19 protein-coding genes are annotated in these 22383 nt (G+C 70.3%); 10 read left to right on the top strand and 9 right to left on the bottom strand.

Going from position 1 to position 22383, the window contains the following annotated elements:
* Nucleotides 1-25 precede the first annotated feature (25 nt).
* Together IM770_RS08215 and glpK are read left to right on the top strand one after the other, a co-directional pair.
* Nucleotides 26-1774, top strand: coding sequence for a glycerol-3-phosphate dehydrogenase/oxidase (locus IM770_RS08215; protein WP_203580641.1), 1749 nt, complete (start codon nucleotides 26-28; stop codon nucleotides 1772-1774).
* A 264-nt stretch (nucleotides 1775-2038) separates the two neighbouring features.
* Nucleotides 2039-3577 carry a glycerol kinase GlpK gene (gene glpK / locus IM770_RS08210; RefSeq protein ID WP_203580640.1) on the top strand — a complete coding sequence of 513 codons (1539 nt, stop codon included), beginning with the start codon at nucleotides 2039-2041 and terminating at the stop codon, nucleotides 3575-3577.
* 4 nt (nucleotides 3578-3581) lie between these two features.
* Here glpK and IM770_RS08205 read toward each other — a convergent pair whose 3' ends face one another.
* Both IM770_RS08205 and IM770_RS08200 read right to left on the bottom strand, forming a co-directional pair.
* The gene (locus tag IM770_RS08205) at nucleotides 3582-4442 is read right to left on the bottom strand and encodes an Fpg/Nei family DNA glycosylase (protein ID WP_203580639.1); all 861 of its coding nucleotides are present in this window, start codon (nucleotides 4440-4442) and stop codon (nucleotides 3582-3584) included.
* 38 nt (nucleotides 4443-4480) lie between these two features.
* Nucleotides 4481-5047 (bottom strand): GNAT family N-acetyltransferase, encoded by a 567-nt coding sequence (locus tag IM770_RS08200; RefSeq protein ID WP_203580638.1) that lies wholly within the window; start codon nucleotides 5045-5047, stop codon nucleotides 4481-4483.
* Between the two features lie 447 nt (nucleotides 5048-5494).
* Between IM770_RS08200 and IM770_RS08195 the strand changes: the two genes are divergently transcribed.
* A complete protein-coding gene (locus IM770_RS08195; RefSeq protein WP_239065911.1) occupies nucleotides 5495-6334 on the top strand; it encodes an endonuclease domain-containing protein in 840 nt (279 codons plus the stop codon).
* A 184-nt stretch (nucleotides 6335-6518) separates the two neighbouring features.
* Here the strand turns inward: IM770_RS08195 and trpS are convergent, their stop codons facing one another.
* The 7 genes from trpS to sdhC all read right to left on the bottom strand — a co-directional run bounded on the left by trpS (nucleotide 6519) and on the right by sdhC (nucleotide 13663).
* Nucleotides 6519-7526, bottom strand: a complete 1008-nt coding sequence (gene trpS / locus IM770_RS08190) for a tryptophan--tRNA ligase (RefSeq protein WP_203580637.1) — start codon at nucleotides 7524-7526, stop codon at nucleotides 6519-6521.
* A gap of 193 nt (nucleotides 7527-7719) precedes the next feature.
* Entirely contained in the window at nucleotides 7720-8586 is an 867-nt protein-coding gene (locus IM770_RS08185; protein ID WP_307785404.1) for an exodeoxyribonuclease III, read from the bottom strand.
* A 178-nt stretch (nucleotides 8587-8764) separates the two neighbouring features.
* Complete coding sequence (locus tag IM770_RS08180) at nucleotides 8765-10030, bottom strand: YihY/virulence factor BrkB family protein (RefSeq protein WP_307785403.1); 1266 nt, start codon at nucleotides 10028-10030, stop codon at nucleotides 8765-8767.
* 76 nt (nucleotides 10031-10106) lie between these two features.
* Nucleotides 10107-10907 (bottom strand): succinate dehydrogenase iron-sulfur subunit, encoded by an 801-nt coding sequence (locus IM770_RS08175; protein WP_203580634.1) that lies wholly within the window; start codon nucleotides 10905-10907, stop codon nucleotides 10107-10109.
* On the bottom strand, nucleotides 10907-12733 hold the full coding sequence (sdhA, locus tag IM770_RS08170; protein ID WP_203580633.1) for a succinate dehydrogenase flavoprotein subunit: 1827 nt from the start codon (nucleotides 12731-12733) through the stop codon (nucleotides 10907-10909). Before sdhA ends, IM770_RS08175 begins: the two co-directional genes overlap by 1 nt.
* Before the next feature lie 40 nt (nucleotides 12734-12773).
* On the bottom strand, nucleotides 12774-13232 hold the full coding sequence (locus tag IM770_RS08165; RefSeq protein ID WP_203580632.1) for a succinate dehydrogenase hydrophobic membrane anchor subunit: 459 nt from the start codon (nucleotides 13230-13232) through the stop codon (nucleotides 12774-12776).
* Complete coding sequence (sdhC, locus tag IM770_RS08160; protein ID WP_203580631.1) at nucleotides 13232-13663, bottom strand: succinate dehydrogenase, cytochrome b556 subunit; 432 nt, start codon at nucleotides 13661-13663, stop codon at nucleotides 13232-13234. Before sdhC ends, IM770_RS08165 begins: the two co-directional genes overlap by 1 nt.
* Nucleotides 13664-13900: 237 nt before the next feature.
* Between sdhC and IM770_RS08155 the strand changes: the two genes are divergently transcribed.
* The 7 genes from IM770_RS08155 to IM770_RS08125 all read left to right on the top strand — a co-directional run bounded on the left by IM770_RS08155 (nucleotide 13901) and on the right by IM770_RS08125 (nucleotide 22347).
* The gene (locus IM770_RS08155) at nucleotides 13901-15016 is read left to right on the top strand and encodes a mannose-1-phosphate guanylyltransferase (protein WP_203580630.1); all 1116 of its coding nucleotides are present in this window, start codon (nucleotides 13901-13903) and stop codon (nucleotides 15014-15016) included.
* 175 nt (nucleotides 15017-15191) lie between these two features.
* Nucleotides 15192-16310, top strand: coding sequence for a BMP family lipoprotein (locus IM770_RS08150; RefSeq protein ID WP_203580629.1), 1119 nt, complete (start codon nucleotides 15192-15194; stop codon nucleotides 16308-16310).
* A gap of 136 nt (nucleotides 16311-16446) precedes the next feature.
* A complete protein-coding gene (locus IM770_RS08145; protein ID WP_203580628.1) occupies nucleotides 16447-17961 on the top strand; it encodes an ABC transporter ATP-binding protein in 1515 nt (504 codons plus the stop codon).
* A complete protein-coding gene (locus IM770_RS08140) occupies nucleotides 17958-19268 on the top strand; it encodes an ABC transporter permease (RefSeq protein ID WP_203580627.1) in 1311 nt (436 codons plus the stop codon). The genes IM770_RS08145 and IM770_RS08140 overlap by 4 nt, the downstream gene beginning before the upstream one ends.
* Nucleotides 19265-20551 carry an ABC transporter permease gene (locus IM770_RS08135; protein WP_203580626.1) on the top strand — a complete coding sequence of 429 codons (1287 nt, stop codon included), beginning with the start codon at nucleotides 19265-19267 and terminating at the stop codon, nucleotides 20549-20551. Before IM770_RS08140 ends, IM770_RS08135 begins: the two co-directional genes overlap by 4 nt.
* Nucleotides 20552-20647: 96 nt before the next feature.
* Nucleotides 20648-21049, top strand: a complete 402-nt coding sequence (locus tag IM770_RS08130; protein WP_203580625.1) for a cytidine deaminase — start codon at nucleotides 20648-20650, stop codon at nucleotides 21047-21049.
* On the top strand, nucleotides 21046-22347 hold the full coding sequence (locus tag IM770_RS08125) for a thymidine phosphorylase (RefSeq protein WP_203580624.1): 1302 nt from the start codon (nucleotides 21046-21048) through the stop codon (nucleotides 22345-22347). The genes IM770_RS08130 and IM770_RS08125 overlap by 4 nt, the downstream gene beginning before the upstream one ends.
* The last annotated feature ends 36 nt before the right edge of the window (nucleotides 22348-22383 follow it).

Below are 22383 nucleotides of genomic sequence, written 5' to 3'. Positions count from 1 at the left end.
TAGCCTGGAAGGGGATGGTGAGGCGATGAGCACGGCACACGCGGCACGCGGATCAGCACGGCCGACGAGGGGGTTCGACGAGCTGGCGGCGCGGCCCTACGCGGACGTCCTGATCGTCGGCGGGGGGATCAACGGGCTCGCGACCTTCCGCGACCTCGCACTGCAGGGCGTCGACGTCGCCCTGGTCGAGCGCGACGATTTCGTCAGCGGCGCATCGGCGGCGTCGTCGCACATGATCCACGGCGGCATCCGCTACCTCGAGAACGGCGAGTTCCGCCTCGTGCATGAGGCCGTCACCGAGCGCAACGCGCTGCTGCGCACCGCGCCGCACTACGTGCGGCCGCTGCAGACCACGATCCCGATCTTCTCGACCTTCTCCGGCGTGCTCACGGCGCCGCTGCGGTTCCTGCGGCACGGCGGCGGCAAGCCGCGCGAGCGGGGCGCGGCCCTCATCAAGATCGGGCTGGTCATCTACGACTCGTTCTCACGCGGCGGGGGCGTGTTCCGGGGCGGCGCCGTTCCGCGGCACACGTTCCACGGGCGCAAGCGCTCGCTCGCGCAGCTGCCCGAGCTCAACCCCGAGGTCAAGTACACCGCGACCTACTGGGACGCGTCCTTGCACGACCCCGAGCGCCTCGCGCTGGACGTGCTGCGCGACGGCGTGGCGGCCGGCGGCGACCGCGCCCGCGCCGCGAACTACACCGCGGCGGTGGGAGTGCGTGACGGCCAGGTGATCGTGCGGGATGCCGAGACCGGCGCAGAGACGCCGTTCGCGGCATCCGTCGTCCTCAACGTCGGCGGCCCCTGGACCGACCTCGTCAATCTGGCGCTCGGCGACCCGACCCGCTACATGGGCGGCACCAAGGGATCGCACATCGTGCTGGACCATCCCGAGCTGCTCGCCGCGACCGGCGGACGGGAGCTGTTCTTCGAGAACGAGGACGGCCGCATCGTCCTCATCTACCCGCTCAAGGGGCGGGTGCTCGTCGGCACGACCGATCTCGAGCACGATCTGGCCGACCCGATCCTGTGCACGGAGAGCGAGGTCGACTACTTCATCGACCTCATCGGCCAGGTGCTGCCGGCCATCCGCGTCGACCGAGAGCAGATCGTCTTCCGTTTCTCCGGCGTCCGGCCGCTGCCGGGCCACGGCGACCTCGCCGCCGGCTTCGTCTCGCGCGACTACCGCGTGGAGTCCGCACGGCTCGTCGGCGGCGACACGACGGTGCTGAGCCTCGTCGGCGGCAAGTGGACGACGTTCCGGGCGTCGGCCGAGCACCTCGCCGATCGTGCGCTGGCACTCCTCGCCCATCCCCGGCGGCGGTCGACCAAGGGCATCCCGATCGGCGGCGGCCGCGGGTTCCCCACGACCGAGCGGGCGCGGCAGCAGTGGATCGCGGCGCACAGCGTGGACCTACCGGCCGCCCGCGTCGCGACGCTGCTCGACCGATACGGAACGGTCGCGTCGGAGGTGGTCGACGCCCTCGCCGCCGACGGGGAGGACGCGCCGCTGGCGCACGCGCCGGGCTACAGCACCGGCGAGCTGCGGCATCTCGCCGCCGCCGAGGCGGTGGTGCACCTCGACGATCTGCTGCTGCGGCGGACGTCGCTCGCCTTCATCGGCGCGGCCACGCGGGAGGTCGCGGCCGAGGTCGCAGAGGCCGTCGCACCGGTGCTCGGCTGGGATGCCGCGCGCATCGGCCTCGAGGTCGAGCGGGGGCTGCGGCGGGTGCATGCCGCCGATCCCGCCTGGGCCGAGGCATCCGCTCGCTGACGACGGGCGATGCGGTGGGCCGGCGGACCGGCGACGCAGCGGCCGGCGGCCCGGGGACGCGGCGGCCCGCGGTCCGCTACGCGGACGGCGGGCGAGCCGGCGGCTCGGCGGCGCAGCGGCCGGCTGCTCGGAGACGCGGCGGCCCGGCTGCTCGGCGAGGTCGAGTCCGGGTGCGCCCCGCCGCGCGATAGCCTGGCGGGCACCGGACCGGCGCCGAGCGGCCGTCCGGCAGTGGACCGCCGCGGCGGGGACAGGGAGACGACGTTGTCGGAGCATGTGCTGGCCATCGATCAGGGCACGACCTCGACGCGCGCCATCGTGTTCGACGGCGCCGGTGCCGTGGTGGCCGTCTCGCAGCGAGAGCACGAGCAGATCTTCCCGCGCGCCGGCTGGGTCGAGCACGACCCGGTGGAGATCTGGACCAGCGCAGAATGGGTCATCGCGTCCTGCCTCTCGCGGGCGGGGGTGCGCGCGTCCGATGTCGCGGCGATCGGCGTCACCAACCAGCGCGAGACTGCGATCGTGTGGGAGAAGCGCACCGGGCGGCCGGTGTACAACGCGGTCGTCTGGCAGGACACGCGCACGCAGCCGCGCATCGACGCGCTCGCCGCGGAGGGTGGCGCCGAACGCTTCGCCGAGGCGACGGGGCTCCCGCTGGCGACGTACTTCTCGGCCTCGAAGGTGGCGTGGATCCTCGAGAACGTCCCCGGGGCGCGCGCGGCCGCCGAGGCCGGCGACCTCCTCTTCGGCACGCCCGACACGTGGGTCGTCTGGAACCTCACCGGCGGCACGCGCGGCGGCATCCACGTCACCGATGTGACGAACGCCTCGCGGACGCTCCTGATGGACCTCCGCACGCTGGACTGGTCCGACGAGCTGCTGGCGGTGTGGGGTATCCCGCGGGCGATGATGCCGGAGATCCGCTCCTCGTCCGACGTGGTGGGTCACTCGCAGCTGCCGTCGGTGCTCGACGGGGTGCCGATCGCGGGCATCCTCGGCGACCAGCAGGCCGCGACGTTCGGGCAGGCCGCGTTCGAGGCCGGCGAGTCCAAGAACACCTACGGCACCGGCAACTTCCTCCTCGTGGGCACCGGCACCGACATCGTGCGGTCGGAGAGCGGCCTCATCACGACGGTCGGCTACCGGATCGGCGACGAGCCCGCCCGCTATGCGCTCGAGGGGTCGATCGCGGTGACGGGGTCGCTCGTGCAGTGGCTGCGCGACAACCTCGGCATCATCCAGCGCTCGGAGGACGTCGAGGCCCTCGCCGCCACGGTGGACGACAACGGCGGAGCCTACTTCGTGCCGGCGTTCTCGGGCCTCTTCGCGCCGTACTGGCGTCCCGATGCGCGCGGCGCACTGGTCGGGCTCACGCGCTACGTCAACAAGGCCCACATCGCCCGTGCCGCGCTCGAGTCGACGGCGTTCCAGACGCGCGACGTCATCGAGGCCGTGGTCGCCGACACCGGCCGCCCGCTCGACGAGCTGCGCGTGGACGGCGGCATGACGCGCGACGACCTGCTCATGCAGTTCCAGGCCGACATCCTCGGAATTGCGGTCGTGCGGCCCAAGGTCGTCGAGACGACGGCGCTCGGCGCGGCCTACGCCGCCGGCCTGGCGACCGGCGTGTGGCGCGACCTCGACGAGCTGCGTTCGCACTGGCAGGAGGACGTGCGCTTCGAGCCGCGCATGCCGGACGACGAGCGCGAGCGCCGCTATCGGCAGTGGCAGAAGGCGGTCTCGAAATCCCTCGACTGGGTCGACGACGACGCCCGCACCCTCATGGGCACGACGGGCACCTGACCGGCTACTTGAGCAGCCGCGAAAGGCGGCGATCCGCGAGGATCTTGCCACCGGTCTGGCACGTGGGGCAGTACTCCAGCGAGTTGTCGGCGAAGAACACGCTCCGCACCTCGTCGCCGCAGACGGGACAGGTTTCGCCCCGCCGCCCGTGCACCTGCATGCCGCGGCGCTTGGCGTCCTTCAGCTCGGCGGGCGGCTTTCCGGATGCCTCGGCGACGGCATCGGTCAGTGTCTCGGTCATCGCGTCGAAGAGCCGTGTCACGTCGGCGTCGGTCAGCGACGAGGCCAGCGCGTACGGCGACATCTTCGCCGCGTGCAGGATCTCGTCGGAGTAGGCGTTGCCGACGCCGGCGATGATCGCCTGGTCGCGCAGCACGCCCTTGATCTGGGTGCGCCGGCCGGCGATCAGCGACGCGAAGACGTCCCGGGTGAACGACGGGTCGAGAGGGTCGGGGCCGAGGCGGGCGATGCCCGGCACATCGGTGGGTTCGCGCACCACGTAGACGGCAAGTGACTTCTTGGTGCCCGCCTCGGTGAGGTCGAAGCCGGCGCCGTCCGACAACGCGGTCCGCAACGCGATCGGGGTCTTGCCCGGCCGGATGATCGTCGCGGGAAGCTCGTCGTACCAGCGCAGCCACCCGGCCTTGGCCAGGTGGAACACCAGGTGCGGGCCGGTGGTGGTGAGATCGACGAACTTGCCGTGGCGCGCGGCGCCGGTGATCTCCTGGCCCTGGAGCGCGTCGATCGGCGGGTCGTACGTCTTCAGCGCCGCGATGTTCGCGACGGTCGCGCGGGTGATCCGCACGCCGGTGAGCCGCTCGCGGAGGAAGTCGACGAGCCCCTGCACCTCGGGCATCTCGGGCATGCGCTCATCCTGCCATGCGGCGGCGACACCCGGGCCGCTCAGTCCTCGAGCACGCTCCACGGCTGCGGGCGGCGGTCGTCGGTCGCGAGCAGGCCGGCGATCCAGCCGTCGTCGCGTCCCTGCGAGCCGGTGAGGGCCTGACGCAGCAGTCCCTCGTAGCGGAAGCCCAAGGTGCGGGCGAGCTTCGCCGATCCGACGTTGCCCACCACCGCACGCCACTCGATGCGCGCCAGGCCGAGTCCGTCGGGCGAGAATCCCCAGTCGATCGCGGCGTCGCTCGCCTCGCGCAGCCGCCCTCCGCCGCGGAAGCGGGGAGCCATCCAGTAGCCGATCTCGCCCGCGCCGCGGCCGTCGACGCGGTAGAAGCCGAGGGTTCCGACGAGGTGCTCGCCCTCGCGGATCGCCCACGTCAGATGCTGCCCGGCCTCCCAGTCGCTGGCCACCCGCTCGACGAAGTCGACCGCGTGCTGCCGCTCGTACGGCACCGGCACCGGTGTGTACCGCTGGATGTCGGGGTCCTGGCATGCCGCGTAGATCGCATCCACATCGTCCGCACGCGGCAGGGAGAGTTCGAGGCGCGACGTGCGAAGGGTCACCGGCTGCACCCGGCCAGCCTACGGCCACGGCGCCGGCGCCCGGCCACCCGGCCCGTGGCACTCCGGGCGCTGCGTCGCCAACTCCGGAGTTCCGCGCGCCTCGAGCTGAGGAAGGCGCGGAGTTCCGCGGCCCGCGGTCGCGAGGCGGCTCAGAACTCCGGAGAACCGAACGCCTGCCGCCCGGGACTCGCGCCCGGCCGCCGGCGCCCGGGCACCCGGCCCGTGGCACTCCGGGCGCTGCGTCGCCAACTCCGGAGTTCCGCGCGGCCTGGGCTGAGGAAGGCGCGGAGTTCCGCGGCCCGCAGTTGCGAGGCGGCTCAGAACTCCGGAGAACCGAACGCCTGCAACCAGAGCCGGCGCGTGGCGGTTCCTCCCCAGTGGCTCCAGCAGACCGGGATTTCACAGATCACTCCCTGACCGCGGAAGCCACATGAGAGTACGGGCCAGCCTCTCGATATGCACCAGCACCGCACCCGTGTCGACCTCATGGGCGCCGGATTCACGAGCCGCGACATCACCCGAGCTGTTCGCAGCGGTGAGCTCATCCGTGCGCGACGGGACCGGTATCTGGCGGGTGACACCCCGGACGTCGTCGTCCGAGCCGTCAGGGTCGGAGGACGACTGACCTGCCTCTCGCTCCTCCAACTGCTCGGTGTGTTCGTGCTCGTCAATACGTCGCTGCACGTCCACCTCTCACCCAAGGCCACCAGGATGCGCACACCGCACAGCCGAGCCAAGCGACTGCGGCCCGCGCGATCGCCGAAGACGCGGCTCCACTGGCGCGAGCTGCCCGCGTCGGCGGGGGATGCTGCGTGCGTCGACATCGTTGTGGCGCTCGCACACGCCGTCAGATGCCAGGCGCCGCGCGCCGCGGTCGCTTCCATCGACAGCGCGCTCAACAAGCAGCTGCTGCCCGCCGATCGTGTGAGCGCCGTGTTCGATCTGCTGCCCGCCAAGTACCGCGTCCTGCAGCGACTCGTCGATGGTCGCGCGCAGTCCGGACCGGAGACCCTCGTGCGGTTGATGGTCCACGCCCTGGGCTTCGGCTTCGATCTGCAGGTGCCGATCGAACGCGTCGGATTCGTCGATCTCGTGGTCGACGGATGGCTCGCGATCGAGTGCGACAGCAAGCAGTTCCACTCGGACTGGGCCCAGCAGTTGAAGGACTACCGCCGCGACCTGGAACTGGCGAAGCAAGGCTACGGCGTGCTGCGGCTCACGGCCGAGGACATCCTCTACCAGCCCGAGTCGGTGCTCGCGGCCCTGCGCGGACTGCTCCTCACCGGCCGTCGATAGCCGTTCCGCCGGCTCACCCGTTCGGTTCTCCGGAGAACCGCTGGCGGCTCTCCGGTCAGGCGGCGATTCCGCCCGCCCGCGACGTGAACTCCGGAATACCGAACCCCACGCCGGCCCCGACGGAGTCCTGAACGGGCGGAATCGCCCACCCCGGGGAGCAGGGGACGGATGCGGCGGGGCCGCGTCAGCGGCTGCGACGCAGCAGGCCGATCTTGTCGTAGACGTCGGAGAGGGTGCGGTCGGCGACCTCTTCGGCCTTCGCCGCGTTGACGGCGAGGACGCGGTCGAGCTCGGCCGGGTCGTCCAGCAGCTGCAGGGCGCGCTCGCGCACGGGACCGAACTCCTCGACGACGACCTCGGCGAGGCCCTTCTTGAAGTCGCCGTAGCCGCGGCCCGCGTACTCGTCCTCGATGGCGGGGATCTGGCGGCCCGTGAGGGCGGCGTAGATCACCAGCAGGTTCGACACACCGGGCTTGGCCTCGCGGTCGTACCGCACCGAGCCCTCGGAGTCGGTGACGGCACGCATGACCTTCTTCGCCGACACGGCCGGGTCGTCGAGCAGCCACAGGACGCCCGCGTCGGACTCGGCGGACTTCGACATCTTCGACGTCGGGTTCTGCAGGTCGTAGATGCGCGCGGTCTCGTGCTGGATGACGGGCATCGGCACGGTGAACGTCTCGCCGAAGCGGCTGTTGAAGCGCTCGGCCAGGTCGCGCGTCAGCTCGACGTGCTGCTTCTGGTCGTCGCCGACGGGCACGATGTCGGTCTGGTACAGCAGGATGTCGGCGGCCATCAGGACGGGGTAGGTGAACAGGCCGACCGAGGTCGCGTCCGAGCCGTAGCGCTGCGACTTGTCCTTGAACTGGGTCATGCGCCCGGCCTCGCCGAAGCCCGTGATGGTCGAGAGGATCCACGCGAGCTCGGGGTGGGCGGGCACGTGCGACTGCACGTACAGCGTGGACTTCGACGGCTCGATGCCCGCGGCGATGTACTGCGCCGCGGTGCGCCGCGTCTTCTCGCGGAGGTGCTCCGGATCCTGCGCGACCGTGATCGCGTGGAGGTCGACCACCGAGAAGAACGCGTCGTACGACTCCTGCAGATCGCGCCACTGCATGAGGGCCCCGATGTAGTTGCCGATCTGGAGCGAGTCGGCGGAGGGCTGCATGCCGGAGTACAGACGCGATTTGCTCATCCGACCAGTCTATAAAGCGGATGCCGGCGCCCAGTGCCCGATGGACCGCTGGGGCGTTTCGTCTCGCTCGTTCCTCGCTCGCTCAACGGCCGGGTGGGCGGATGCCGGGGCCCAGTGCCCGACCGACCGCCGGGGCGTTTCGTCTCGCTCGTTCCTCGCTCGCTCAACGGCCGGGTGGGCGGGTACCCGCGGCTCAGTGCCCGAGCGTGTAGTCCGCGACGACGGGGGAGTGGTCGCTCCAGCGCGTGTCCCAGGAGGGCGCGCGCACCACCCGATAGTCGGCGACCCGTGCACCGAGTTCCGGCGTCGCGAGGTGGTAGTCGATCCGCCAGCCGGCGTCGTTGTCGAACGCCCGCCCGCGCATCGACCACCAGGTGTACGGCCCGTCCACGTCGCCGTGGAAGCGCCGTCCGATGTCGACCCAGCCGAGGCCCCGACCGGTCGAGCCGTCGGCGCCGGTGACCTGCGCGCCCTCGGCGCCGAAGAACCGGTCGAAGTAGGCGCGCTCGCGCGGGAGGAAGCCCGCCTTCTTGACGTTGCCCTTCCAATTGCGGATGTCGAACTCACGGTGACCGACGTTCAGATCGCCCATCACGAGTGCGAGCGGGGAAGCGGCCTGGAGCTCCGGCATCCGCTTCTCCATCGCATCGAGGAAGGCCCACTTGGCGTCCTGCTTCGGCGTCTCGGCCTCGCCGGTGTGCACGTAGGCGCTCACGACGATGAGGCGCTCGCCGTCGATGTCGAAGTCGGCCTCGATCCAGCGGCCCGCGCTGTCGAGCACTTCGGCGGCGTCCTCTGCCGCCGGCCCCAGCACACGGCGCACCTCGACAGAGGGGATGCGGCTCGCGACGGCCACCCCGGCGCGGCCCTTCGCGAGCGCCTCGTCATTGACGATCTCCCAGCCAGGGAGGGCCGCACGCAGCTCCTCCTCGGTGGCTCGGACCTCTTGCAGGGCCATCACGTCGATGTCGGCCGCGTCGAGCCATTCGTGCATGCCCTTGCGCGTCGCCGCGCGGATCCCGTTGACGTTGACAGAGGCGATGCGAACACGACGAGACACGCCCGCCAGACTATCCGGCGCCTCCGACATCCCCCGGACGCGCGGAGATCGTCCGGCGCCCGCGACATCCGTCGACGCGCGCGAGATCGTCCGGCGCCCCCGCCGCGCCCGGCACCCCCCGCCGCGCCCCGGCGCCTCGGCGAGCCCGAGAGCGCCCGGCGCCCCGGCGAGGGACGCCTCACTCGAAGAGGCTGCCCGCCCTCTTCGCCGGTGCCGGGGGAGTGGCCGCCTCGACCTGCGACAGCTCCTGTTCGGCGGCGCGCACGGCGCGGTCGGCGGCGAAGACGCGGTACCAGGGCGCGGTGTCGCGCGCCTGCTGGGCGGTGCGCAGCCGTACGCGCGCGGCGACGAGCAGCGCGGAGTGCTCGGCAGCGAGCCGCTGGGCCTCGGTCTGCGGAAGGAGCGGCACCTCGTCGTCCTTCGCCGACACCGCGATCCACGCCGCGGCGACCAGCATGATGATGCCGATGATGCGGAACCACAGCAGGAGGCCGACGAAGATCGCGAACGTCGCCAGCAGCGCGTTGGTGGGCGTGTAGACGAAGAGCCAGCCGGTGAACAGCTGCAGCACCGTGATCGCGCCGCCGCCCAGGAGTGCGCCCGGCCAGATGCGCCGCCACGGCAGCTTCGTGCCCGTGAGGAACCGGATGAGCGCGCCGAGCGCGGCGCTGAAGATCACGAACGAGATGAGGATCGAGCCGAGGGTGGTCGCCACGCCCGCCCAGCTCGAGGCTTCGGTCCATCCGAGGAGCCCGAACAGCCACGTCAGCGCGTAGGTGCCGATCGTCGTGGCGGCGAAGCCGACGACCAGTGCCAGGGCGAACAGGGCGGCGCCGAACAGATCCCGCGCTTTGAGGAAGAAGTAGCTCCGGAGGTCGGGTGGCAGCCCGAAGATGTCGCGCACGGCACGACGCGTGAAGGTGACGAACCCGATCGCGGTCCAGATGAGGGTGCCCAGGGCGATGATGCCCGTGATGCCCAGCACGCCGGCGTTGTCGGTCGCGATCGCCTCCACCTGGTCGGGTGTGAACAGACCGCCCTCCGGGGCGATGAGCCCCGGAATGTAGCTGTTGATGAGGTTGATGAGGCCCTGCACGGCGTCCGAGCTGCCGCCGAGCCACAGCCCCGTGATCGCGAACGCGACGTAGATCGCGGCGAAGGTGGCGAAGAGCGCCTGGTAGCTGACGCCCGCGGCGAGCAGGAAGCCGTTGTGCTGCAGGAAGTGCCGCCACACACGGATCGGGAACCACGCCATGGTGCGCTGGGTGAGCGCGGTGGCCCTGCTGATCGGCTCGTCGAACCGCTGGCGCAGGCTCTCCTGCGTGGACTCCCACCGCGCCCGGAGCGACTCCTCCTCGCGCTGCGCGGCGTCTGCCTGATCCCGGTCCTGCTCGTGACCCTGCGCGCGCGTCGGCTTCTTCGCGCCCACGTCCCGTTCGCTCACGAAGTTCAGAGTAGCGACAGACGGATGCCGCATCGCTCAGCGATGCGGCATCCGTCTGCGTAGAAGTGAATCGCGGTTACGGGCGGCCGCGGAGGACCGCCTGCTTGACCTCGGCGATGGCCTTCGTGACCTCGATGCCACGCGGGCAGGCCTCGGTGCAGTTGAAGGTCGTGCGGCAGCGCCACACGCCTTCCTTGTCGTTGAGGATGTCGAGGCGCACGTCGCCCGCGTCGTCGCGCGAGTCGAAGATGAAGCGGTGCGCGTTGACGATCGCGGCCGGTCCGAAGTACTGGCCGTCGGTCCAGAAGACGGGGCACGACGACGTGCACGCGGCGCACAGGATGCACTTCGTGGTGTCGTCGAACACCTCGCGGTCGACGATCGACTGGATGCGCTCCTTGCCCGCCTCGGGCTTGGAGTTCGCGATGAGGAAGGGCTGCACCTCGCGGTACGACGCGAAGAACGGCTCCATGTCGACGATGAGGTCCTTCTCGAGGGGCAGGCCCTTGATCGCCTCGACGTAGATCGGCTGCGAGATGTCGAGGTCCTTGATCAGCGTCTTGCACGCCAGGCGGTTGCGGCCGTTGATGCGCATCGCGTCGGAGCCGCAGATGCCGTGGGCGCACGAGCGGCGGAACGACAGCGAGCCGTCGACCTCCCACTTGATCTTGTGCAGGGCGTCCAGCACGCGGTCGGTGGAGTACAGCTCGACGTCGTAGTCGACCCAGCGCGGCTCCTCGTCGACTTCGGGGTCGAAGCGGCGGATGATGAAGGTGACCAGGAACGACTGGATGCCGGTGTCGTTCGCGGTCTCCTCCGCGCGCGCGGGGGCGTCGGCGTCGGTGCGCTCGATGACGTCGGTGACCGAGGTCGCCATCAGTACTTCCTCTCCATCGGCGGGTAGTTCAACTCGCCCTTCTCGTTCTTGGTGAAGACGACGGGCTTCCAGCCCAGACGGATGTGGTCTTCGGCGTTGGACGAGTGCGGGTCGCCCGACAGGTACGCCATCGTGTGCTGCATGTAGTTGTCGTCGTCGCGCTTGGGGAAGTCGTCGCGCATGTGACCGCCGCGGCTCTCCTTGCGGTTCTTCGCCGTGACGACCACGACCTCGGCGATGTCGAGCAGGAAGCCGAGCTCGACGGCCTCGAGCAGGTCGGTGTTGAACCGCTTGCCCTTGTCGTCGACGTGCACGTTCTTGTACCGCTCGCGCAGCTCCTCGATCGTGAGGAGCACCTCGCTCAGCGACTCGTCGGTGCGGAACACCTGCGCCTTGCGGTCCATCTCGTCCTGCAGCGTCTTGCGGAGGACGGCGATGCGCTCCGTGCCCTGGTTGCTGCGCAGGCCCTCGATGAGACCGCGGACCTCGGCGGCCGGGTCGTCGGGGAGCGGCACGAACTCGGCGGTCTTGACGTACTCGACGGCGTTGCGCCCGGCGCGCTTGCCGAAGACGTTGATGTCGAGGAGCGAGTTCGTCCCCAGGCGGTTCGAGCCGTGCACCGAGACGCACGCGCACTCGCCGGCGGCGTAGAGGCCGGGGACGACCGTCGTGTTGTCCGAGAGCACCTGCGCGTCGTTGTTGGTCGGGATGCCGCCCATCGCGTAGTGCGCGGTCGGCATGACCGGCACCGGCTCGACGACCGGGTCGACGCCCAGGTAGGTGCGGGCGAACTCGGTGATGTCGGGGAGCTTGGTCTCGAGCACCTCGGCGCCGAGGTGCGTGCAGTCCAGCAGCACGTAGTCGCGGTGCGGTCCGGCGCCGCGGCCTTCGGCCACCTCCTGGACCATGCAGCGGCTCACGATGTCGCGCGGCGCGAGGTCCTTGATGGTGGGGGCGTAGCGCTCCATGAAGCGCTCGCCCGAGACGTTGCGCAGGATCGCGCCTTCTCCGCGGGCGCCTTCGGTGAGAAGGATGCCGAGCCCGGCGAGGCCGGTCGGGTGGAACTGGAAGAACTCCATGTCTTCCAGCGGCAGGCCCTTGCGCCAGATGATGCCGACGCCGTCGCCGGTGAGCGTGTGGGCGTTCGACGTCGTCTTGAAGATCTTGCCGAAGCCGCCGGTCGCGAAGATCACGGCCTTCGAGTGGAAGACGTGGAGGTCGCCGGTGGCGAGCTCGTACGCCACGACGCCCGCGATCTCGGTGCCGCCCTCGGCCTTGTTCACGGTGATCAGGTCGAGCACGTAGAACTCGTTGAAGAAGTTGATCCCGAGCTTGACGCAGTTCTGGAACAGCGTCTGGAGGATCATGTGGCCGGTGCGGTCCGCGGCGTAGCACGCGCGGCGCACCGGCGTCTTGCCGTGGTCGGCCGTGTGGCCGCCGAAGCGCCGCTGGTCGATCTTGCCGTCGGGCGTGCGGTTGAACGGCAGGCCCATGTTCTCGAGGTCGATGACCGCGTCGATGGCCTCCTTCGCGAGGATCTCGGCCGCGTCCTGGTCGACGAGGTAGTCGCCGCCCTTGACGGTGTCGAACGTGTGCCACTCCCACGAGTCCTCTTCGACGTTGGCGAGGGCCGCCGCCATGCCGCCCTGCGCCGCACCGGTGTGCGAGCGCGTGGGGTAGAGCTTCGAGATGACGGCCGTCTTCGCGCCGGGACCCGCCTCGATGGCCGCCCGCATGCCGGCGCCGCCGGCGCCCACGATGACGATGTCGAACTGGTGGTAGTGGACGCCGTCCTTGACGTAGGAGTCCGCGGTCTGGGTGCTCACGTGTCGATTGCCTCGATTGTCTCTAGCCGGGGGGTCGCGCTCAGCCCTGGGCGCTGCAGATGTCGATGATGACGTTCGAGGCCGTCTCGGCGTCGAAGCCGAGGCACGGGTCGAACGTGAACACCACCAGCGTGCCGAGCACGATGAGGAAAGCGGCGGCGAGCCACAGCGCCCACACCAGCACGCGGCGGGTGCCCTGGTGGGTCACGTAATCGTTGACGATCGTGCGCATGCCGTTGGCGCCGTGGATCAGTGCCAGCCACAGCATCAGCACGTCCCACCACTGCCAGAACGGCGACGCGAACTTGCCGGCCACGAACGCGAAGTCGATGCCGTGGATGCCCTCGCCGAGCATGAGGTTCACGAACAGGTGGCCGAAGATGAGGACGACCAGCAGCACGCCCGACGCGCGCATGTAGATCCAGCCCCACTTCTCGAGGTTCGGACCCTTGCGGCGGACGGCGGCCCGGGGTGCACGGGGTTCGGCGATGGCGGTCATCAGTGGCCCCCTCCCGGAGCGAACGCGAGCATCAGGTGGCGCGGGACGAAGCCCAGCATCGTGACGACCCACAGGCCCAGGACGCCCCACCACAGCTGGCGCTGGTGGCGTGTGGCCCACGACCAGAAGTCGACCAGGATGATCCGCAAGCCGTTGTAGGCGTGGTACGCGATGGCGCCGACGAGGGCGACTTCACCGAGTGCCATCACCGGGTTCTTGTAAGTGCCGATGACCGCGTCGTACGCCTCGGGCGACACCCGGATGAGTGCCGTGTCGAGGATGTGCACGAGCAGGAAGAAGAAGATGGCGACGCCGGTGATGCGGTGCAGCACCCATGACCACATGCCCTCGTTCCCGCGGTACAGCGTGCCGCGGGGAACTCGGGAGGTGGTCTCGGATACCGACGGTGTGACGCGTGCTGGTGCAGACACGTCCGTCCTCCTTGGATCGAAACACGGTGGGGTGCCCTCGGACTGTGAGGTCGACCCCCGAAGAGGGCCCGGAGCGGTGCGCTTCGGGCCGTCGGCGTCACGCGGGCGCTGTGTCCATCCTATTCCCGCATCTCGCGTGGGGGCGACGAAGGGCATCCTTACGGTCCCCTCTTCCGGAGGGATCTTCGCCCCCGGCAAGAACCGGGGTTGTTTCGGCGGGCGGCTACTCTGTGAGGCATGTCCGGACCCATCGACGACTTCTACGCCGTCATCCCGGCGGGCGGCATCGGCAGCCGGCTGTGGCCGCTGTCGCGCGCCGACGCCCCCAAGTTCCTGCACGATCTCACGGGATCGGGGCAGACGCTGCTGCGCGACACGTGGGATCGCCTGGCACCCCTGGCGGGGCCCGACCGCATCGCCGTGGTGACGGGCCGTGCCCATCGCGCGGCGGTCGAGAAGGAGCTGCCCGGCATCGCGGACGAGAACGTCGTCCTCGAATCGGAGCCCCGCGACTCCACCGCCGCCATCGGCCTCGCCGCGGCGATCCTCGCGCGCCGCGAGCCCGACGTGATCATCGGCTCGTTCGCCGCCGACCACGTCATCCGGGTGCCGCAGCTGTTCGAGTGGGCGGTGAACCAGGCGGTCGCCACAGCCCGCCAGGGCTACATCTGCACCATCGGCATCCAGCCGTCCGAGCCGTCGGTGGGCTTCGGCTACATCAAGAAGGGCGCGGCGCTGCCGGTCGACGGCGCCCCCGAGGCGGCGCTCGTGGAGAGCTTCGTCGAGAAGCCCGACCTCGAGACCGCGAAGGACTACTTCGCCGACCGCAACTACCTGTGGAACGCAGGCATGTTCATCTCGCGGGCCGACGTGCTGCTCGGTGAGATCGCCGAGAACGAACCCGAGCTGTACGCCGGGCTGATGGAGCTCGCCGACGCGTGGGACGACCGCGAGCAGCGCGGACCGGTCGTGGACCGCGTATGGCCGACGCTCAAGAAGATCGCGATCGACTACGCCGTCGCCGAGCCGGCGGCGGCGAAGGGCCGGCTCGCCGTCATCCCGGGCCACTTCGACTGGGACGACGTGGGCGACTTCGCGAGCCTCGCGAAGCTCAACTCGCACGGACGCAAGAACGACCTCGCGATCCTCGGCGAGAACGCGCGCATCCTCTCCGACGCGGCGAGCGGCATCGTGGTCAGCCAGACCCGCCGGGTCATCAGCCTCATCGGCGTGCGCGACATCGTCGTCGTCGACACCGAGGACGCACTGCTCGTCACCACCAGCGAGCACGCCCAGCGGGTCAAGGGCGTCGTGGACGCGCTCAAGCTCAGCGGGCGCGGCGAAGTGCTGTGACGGATGCCGCGGCCCGCGGCATCCGTTTTCCCTGATCGCCTGCTCATCTGAGCGGGATATTGCGTCTTTGTAACCTTTCGCGAACGGCGCCCCGCCGAGCATGCAACCGCGCCGTCACAGTGGGTAACTTTGTGCAGTCCCCGTGAAGGACGCGGGGTCACGAGTGGAGGCTGAGTTGACCATCTCACGCACCAAGAAGCTCGCCGGCCTTGCCGCCGCTGCGAGCATCGCGCTGGCCCTCGCGGGCTGCGGCAGCGCACCCGAGCCCGACGCCACCGGCGACGCGGGCGGCAGCGACGTCGTCGAGGGCTTCCAGCCCTGCCTCATCTCCGACGCGGGCGGCTGGAACGACAAGTCGTTCAACCAGTCCGCCAAGGAGGGCATGGACCGCGCCGCCGAAGAGCTCGGCATCGAGCCCCTCGAGCTCGAGTCGACCTCGGAGAACGACTACGCGCCGAACATGGAGACCGCCGTCGCCGAGGGCTGCACGCTCATCGTCGCGGTCGGCTTCAACCTCGCCGCCGCCACCGTCGAGTCGGCGACCGCGAACCCCGACGTGAACTACGCGATCATCGACGACTTCGCCGACACCGACTTCGACGGCACGACGGATGCCCCGAACATCAAGCCCCTCGTGTTCAACACCGCTGAGGCCGCTTACCTCGGCGGCTACGCCGCGGCGGCGTGGTCCGCGCAGAGCGGTGTGAACAAGGTCGGCACCTTCGGCGGCATGCAGATCCCGTCGGTCGCAGTCTTCATGGACGGCTACCAGCAGGGCGTCGAGAAGTACAACGAGGACAAGGGCGGCGACGTCCAGGTCTTCGGCTGGGACGCTGAGGCGCAGACCGGCTCGTTCACGGGCGGCTTCGAGGCGAACGACACCGCCAAGCAGACCGCACAGGGCGTGCTCGACCAGGGCGTCGACGTGATCCTCCCGGTCGGCGGGCCGATCTACCAGAGCGCCGCGGCCGCGATCACGGACGCCGGCTCGGGCGTCGTCATGCTCGGTGTGGACAAGGACCTCGTGGTCGCCGACCCCGACGTCGCCGACCTCACCCTCGTCTCGATCATGAAGGCGATCGACGTCGCCGTCTACGACGCGACGGTGGCCGCCGCGGCGGGCGACTTCGACCCGGAGCCCTACGTCGGCACGCTCGAGAACGAGGGCGTGAAGCTGTCGAGCTTCCACGACTTCGAGTCGCAGCTGCCCGAGGGACTGCTCGACGAGCTGACGGCTCTGCAGGAGCAGATCATCGCCGGTGACATCGTGGTGGAGTCGACCAACTCCCCGTGATCTCGGTGCACGCTTCGGGGCGGGCAGCGGTCATCCGCTGTCCGCCCCGAAGCGTGCGGAGACCGTTCGCGGGGCGCGGCGTCCCGCGCAGCGGCGCGCATAGCGCCGCAGCCGAGCCAATCTATAGGGTGCACATATGAAGCTGGAACTCCGCGGGATCACCAAGAGATTCGGCAGTCTGGTCGCGAACGACCACATCGATCTCGTCGTGGAGCCCGGGCGGATCCATGCCCTGCTCGGTGAGAACGGCGCGGGCAAGTCGACCCTGATGAACGTCCTCTACGGTCTCTACCAGGCGGACGAGGGCGAGATCCTCCTCGACGACGCCATACAGCACTTCCGGGGGCCCGGCGACGCCATGGCCGCGGGAATCGGGATGGTCCACCAGCACTTCATGCTGATCCCCGTCTTCACCGTGGCCGAGAACGTCATGCTCGGTCACGAGACCACCAAGGGTCCCGGCATGCTCGACCTCAACGCGGCCCGCCGGCACGTGCGCGACGTCGCCGACCGATTCGGGTTCGAGATCGATCCCGACGCCGTCGTCGGCGACCTCCCCGTCGGCGTGCAGCAGCGCGTCGAGATCATCAAGGCGCTCTCGCGCGACGCCCAGGTGCTCGTGTTCGACGAGCCGACGGCGGTGCTCACCCCGCAGGAGACCGACGAGCTCATGGCGATCATGCGCCAGCTGCGCGACGAGGGCACGGCGATCGTGTTCATCACCCACAAGCTGCGCGAGGTCCGCGAGGTCGCGGACGACATCACCGTCATCCGCCTCGGGAAGGTCGTCGGCCAGGCCGAGCCCACGGCTACGAACGCCGAGCTCGCCTCTCTCATGGTGGGGCGCGCGGTCGAGCTGCGCGTGCACAAGGACGCACCCCGCATCGGCGAGGGCGGGCTGAAGGTGTCGAACCTGCGCGTGCTCACGCCGGCCGGAGCGATCGTCGTCGACGACGTGAGCTTCGAGGTGCGCCCGGGCGAGATCCTCGCCGTGGCCGGCGTGCAGGGCAACGGCCAGACCGAGCTCGTCGAGGCCATCGTCGGCCTCGCGCCGCGGGTCGAGGGGTCGATCGTGCTCGACGGCGTGGAGCTCGCCGGCAAGAGCGTCAGGGCGATCCTCGACGCGGGGGTCGGGTTCGTCCCCGAGGACCGCAACGAGGACGGCCTGGTCGGAAACTTCTCCGTCGCCGAGAACCTCATCCTCGACCGGTCGGGCGACGCCGAATTCGTCCGCGGCGGCACCATCCGGCGGCAGACCGTCGAATCCTTCGCGAAGGAACGGATCGCCGAGTACGACATCCGCACCCAGGGTCCGGCCACTCCGGCGGGCGCCCTGTCGGGCGGCAACCAGCAGAAGGTGGTGATCGCGAGGGAGATGAGCCGCGACCTGCGCCTGCTCGTCGCCGCCCAGCCCACGCGCGGCGTGGATGTCGGCTCGATCGAGTTCATCCACAAGCGGATCGTCGAGACCCGGGATGCCGGCATCCCCGTCATCGTCGTCTCCACCGAGCTCGACGAGGTCGCGGCGCTCGCCGACCGGGTCGCGGTGATGTACCGCGGCACGATCGTCGGCGTCGTGCCGGGCGACACCTCGCGCGAGGCGCTCGGCCTCATGATGGCCGGCGCGACGGACACGGAGACGGCGGCATGAGCGGCGCGACCCCCGGCGCCGACCAGGCGGCGCGACCCGGCGACGAACAGCTGCCGAGCATCTCCAGCCCGCTGACCGGTCAGCAGCCGCCGGCCCCGCCGCGCGCGAACGTCTTCCTCAGAGAGCTGATGCGCGGCAGCGTCGTCACCACGATCCTCGCCATCGTGCTCGCGATGCTCGTGGGCGGCATCCTGATCGCCCTCACGGACGAGGACGTCCAGGAGGCATCCGTCTACTTCTTCGCCCGTCCGGGCGACACGTTCGCCGCCGCGTGGGCGGCTGTCTACGGCGGCTACGAGGCGCTGTTCCGCGGCGCGGTGTTCAATGCGCGCGGCGCCGACTTCGCCGCGCAGATCAGGCCGTTGACCAACGCGCTCGGCTTCGCCGCGCCGCTCATCGCGGCGGGTCTCGGCGTCGCCCTCGCGTTCCGCGTCGGGCTGTTCAACATCGGCGCCCGCGGCCAGATGCTGATGGGCGCCATCTTCGCCGCCCTGTTCACGTTCCACATCGACCTTCCGATGTGGCTCCACCTGCCGGCGACCCTGCTGGCGGGCATCGTGGGAGGTGCGCTGTGGGGCGGCCTGGTGGGCGTGCTGAAGGCCTACACCGGCGCGCACGAAGTGATCCTCACGATCATGTTCAACTACGTCGCGTACTACCTGCTGCTGTGGATGATCCGCACCCCGGGCCTGCTGCAGAAGGAGGGCACGAACCAGCCCATCAGCTCGGCGACGCCGGAGACCGCGCAGTTCCCCGACCTGTTCGGCCCGCAGTTCCCCTCGCTGGACTGGGGATTCGTCATCGTCGTGCTCGCCACCGTGCTCGTGTGGTGGCTTGTGGAGCGCTCGAGCCTCGGTCTGCGGATGCGGGCGGTCGGCGAGAACCCGCACGCGGCCCGCGCCGCCGGCATCAGCGTGCGGCGCATCTACATCTACGCCATGCTGTTCGCGGGCGGGCTCGCGGGCCTGGCCGCCATGAATCAGATCCAGGGATCGGTGACCACCGGCTTCACCGCGACGATCGACGCGGGGATCGGGTTCGACGCCATCACCGTCGCCCTCCTCGGCCGCAGTCGGGCGTGGGGCACGTTCGCCGCCGGCATCCTGTTCGGCATGCTGAAGGCGGGATCGTTCTCGATGCAGGCCCAGGGGATCCCCGTCGACATCGTCCTGGTCGTCCAGTCGCTGATCGTGCTGTTCATCGCGGCGCCGCCGCTGCTGCGGACGATCTTCTTCCTCCCGAAGACCGACGCCGAGAAGGCGGCCAAGGCGCGAGCCAAGGCTTCGAAGAAGGCGGTGACCTCGTGAGCGCTCTGGCACCGACGACGTCCCAGGACGGGACGATCCACCTGGCCACCGTGCGCCAGCGTCACTTCAAGACCTCGATCGTGCTCGGCGCGGTCACGCTGCTGCTCGCCGCGCTGTTCCTCCTGGTGCCGCGCGACGGCGTCAGCACGTTCCGTCTCGGCGGGCGGGATTCGGCGTTCGCGTTGCCGGACGTCGTGCTTCCCACCGCGCCGACCTGCTGGATCCTCGTCGCCGTCCTGGTGCTGCTGACGGCCTGGTCGGTGTGGGACACGTGGTCGTACCGATCGCCGGGCCTGTGGCTGGTCATCGTGTTCGGAGTGCTGGCGGTCTTCGCCTTCCTGGTGTGGGCCGGAGCAGGCGGCCTCGTGCCGGTCTCGAGCCTGCTCGTCGGTGCGGTGTCGCTCTCGGTGCCGCTCGTGTTCGGCGCCCTCGGCGGCGTCATCGGCGAGCGCGTGGGCGTCGTCAACGTCGCCATCGAGGGGCAGCTGCTGCTCGGGGCCTTCACGGCGGCCGTGCTCTCGAGCATCACGCACAACCCGTTCGTCGGTCTGATCGGCGCGATGATCGGCGGCGTGCTCGTTGCCTTCGTCCTCGCGGCCTTCGCGATCAAGTACCTCGTCGAGCAGGTCATCGTCGGCGTCGTGCTGAACGTCCTCGTGACGGGTCTCACCGGCTTCCTCTACGGGGCGCTGCTGGCGCCGAACGAGTCGCTGCTGAACAACCCGGTGCGCTTCACCCGCATCAAGATCCCGCTGCTCAGCGACATCCCGATCATCGGCCCGGTGCTGTTCAACCAGACGTTCATCGTGTACCTGATGTTCATCACGGTGGCGCTGGTGGCCTGGGCCCTGTACCGCACCCGCTGGGGCCTGCGCCTGCGCGCGGTCGGCGAGCACCCGCAGGCGGCCGACACCGTCGGCATCCGCGTGAACACCTCGCGCTTCTGGAACGTCTCGCTCGCGGGCGCGGTCGCCGGCATCGGCGGCGCGTACTTCACGCTCGTCTCGGTGCCCCAGTTCGGCAAGGAGATGACGGCGGGCCTCGGCTTCATCGCCCTCGCCGCGGTCATCTTCGGTCGCTGGGATCCGATCCGCGCCACCCTCGCCGCGCTGATGTTCGGATTCGTGACGAACCTGCAGAACCTGCTGACGGTGCTGAAGACCCCGATCCCGAGCGAGTTCATGCTGATGCTCCCGTACCTCGTGACGATCCTCGCGGTCGCCGGGTTCGCGGGGCAGATACGCGGCCCCGCAGCGGCGGGCAAGCCGTACATCAAGGGGTGACGCGGTGCCCGCCGCGCAGATGAAGGGCGACGGATGCCGGGCCGCGGCATCCGTCGACCCTCCTGATACCCGACCCGACGTGAATGGAGCGCGCTCGTGACCGACATCGACTGGGATGAGCTGCGCGCCGCGGCGACGGAGGCGATGCAGCGCGCCTACGCCCCCTACTCGCGCTACAAGGTCGGGGCCGCCGCGCTGGTGACCGACGGCCGCATCGTGACCGGCTGCAACGTCGAGAACGCGTCGTACGGCGTGACGCTGTGCGCCGAATGCGGACTCGTCAGCGAGCTCGCGGCGTCGGGCGGCGGCGGGCTCGTCGCCTTCGTGTGCGTGAACGGGCACGGCGACACGATCATGCCGTGCGGTCGCTGCCGGCAGCTGCTGTACGAGTTCGCGATCCCGGGCATGCTGCTCGAGACGGTCTCGGGCATCCGGACGATGGACGAGGTGCTGCCCGACGCCTTCGGACCGCGCGACCTCGAGGACGCCGGGCGATGACCGGCGAGCAGGGCGTCGAGCCGTTCGACGCCGTCGACGTCATCCGGGCCAAGCGCGACGGGGGAGCGGTGCCCGAGCCCGCGCTGCGATGGATGGTCGACGCCTACACGCGCGGCTACGTCGCCGACTCGCAGATGGCCGCATTCGCGATGGCCGTGCTCCTCAACGGCATGACGCGCGACGAGATCCGCGTCATGACCGACGCGATGATCCGATCCGGGGAGCGGATGGGCTTCGCCGGGCTCGGCAAGCCCACCGTCGACAAGCACTCCACCGGCGGTGTCGGCGACAAGATCACGCTGCCGCTCGCCCCGCTCGTGGCCTCGTTCGGCGTCGCGGTGCCGCAGCTCTCGGGCCGCGGTCTCGGTCACACCGGCGGCACGCTCGACAAGCTCGAGTCGATCCCCGGCTGGCGCGCCGCGCTGTCGAACGACGAGATGTTCGCGCAGCTGCGCGACGTCGGCCCCGTCATCTGCGCCGCCGGCTCGGGCCTCGCGCCCGCCGACAAGAAGCTCTACGCGCTGCGCGATGTCACGGGCACCGTCGAGGCGATACCGCTCATCGCCTCGAGCATCATGTCGAAGAAGATCGCCGAGGGCACCGACTCGCTCGTGCTCGACGTGAAGTTCGGCTCGGGCGCCTTCATGCGCGACGTCGACCGCGCCCGCGAGCTGGCTCGCACCATGGTGGAGCTCGGCACCGACTCGGGAGTGGCGACCACCGCGCTCCTCACCGACATGAACACGCCGCTCGGCCTCGCCATCGGCAACGCCAACGAGGTGCGCGAGTCGGTCGAGGTGCTCGCCGGCGGCGGACCCGCCGACGTCGTCGAGCTGACCGTCGCGCTGGCGCGCGAGATGCTCGCGCTCGCCGGGCACCCCGACGCCGACGTCGAGGCGGCGCTGCAGGACGGCCGCGCGATGGACGTCTGGCGTGCGATGATCCGCGCGCAGGACGGGGACCCGGATGCCGCGCTCCCGGCCCCGAACGAGACGCACACCGTCACCGCCACCGAAGCCGGCTTCGTGACCGGGATGGAGGCGCTGCCCTTCGGCATCGCGGCGTGGCGCCTCGGTGCCGGCCGTGCCCGCGCCCAGGACCCGGTGCTGCACGCCGCGGGCATCGACCTGCACGTGAAGCCGGGCGACCAGGTGTCGGCCGGTCAGCCGCTGTTCACCCTGCTGGGCGAGGATGCGACGCGGTTCGACCGCGCGCTCGAGGCCCTCGAGGGCGCGTGGACGATCGGCGCGGATGCTCCGGCGTCCGCTCCACTCGTCCTCGAACGCATCACCGCCTAGGCTGGGGCAGTCCCGCACCGGGCGCCGGCGCGGCCC

Source organism: Microbacterium hibisci, assembly GCF_015278255.1.
Taxonomy (GTDB): domain Bacteria; phylum Actinomycetota; class Actinomycetes; order Actinomycetales; family Microbacteriaceae; genus Microbacterium; species Microbacterium hibisci.
This window is presented reverse-complemented; position numbering and strand designations above follow the sequence as displayed.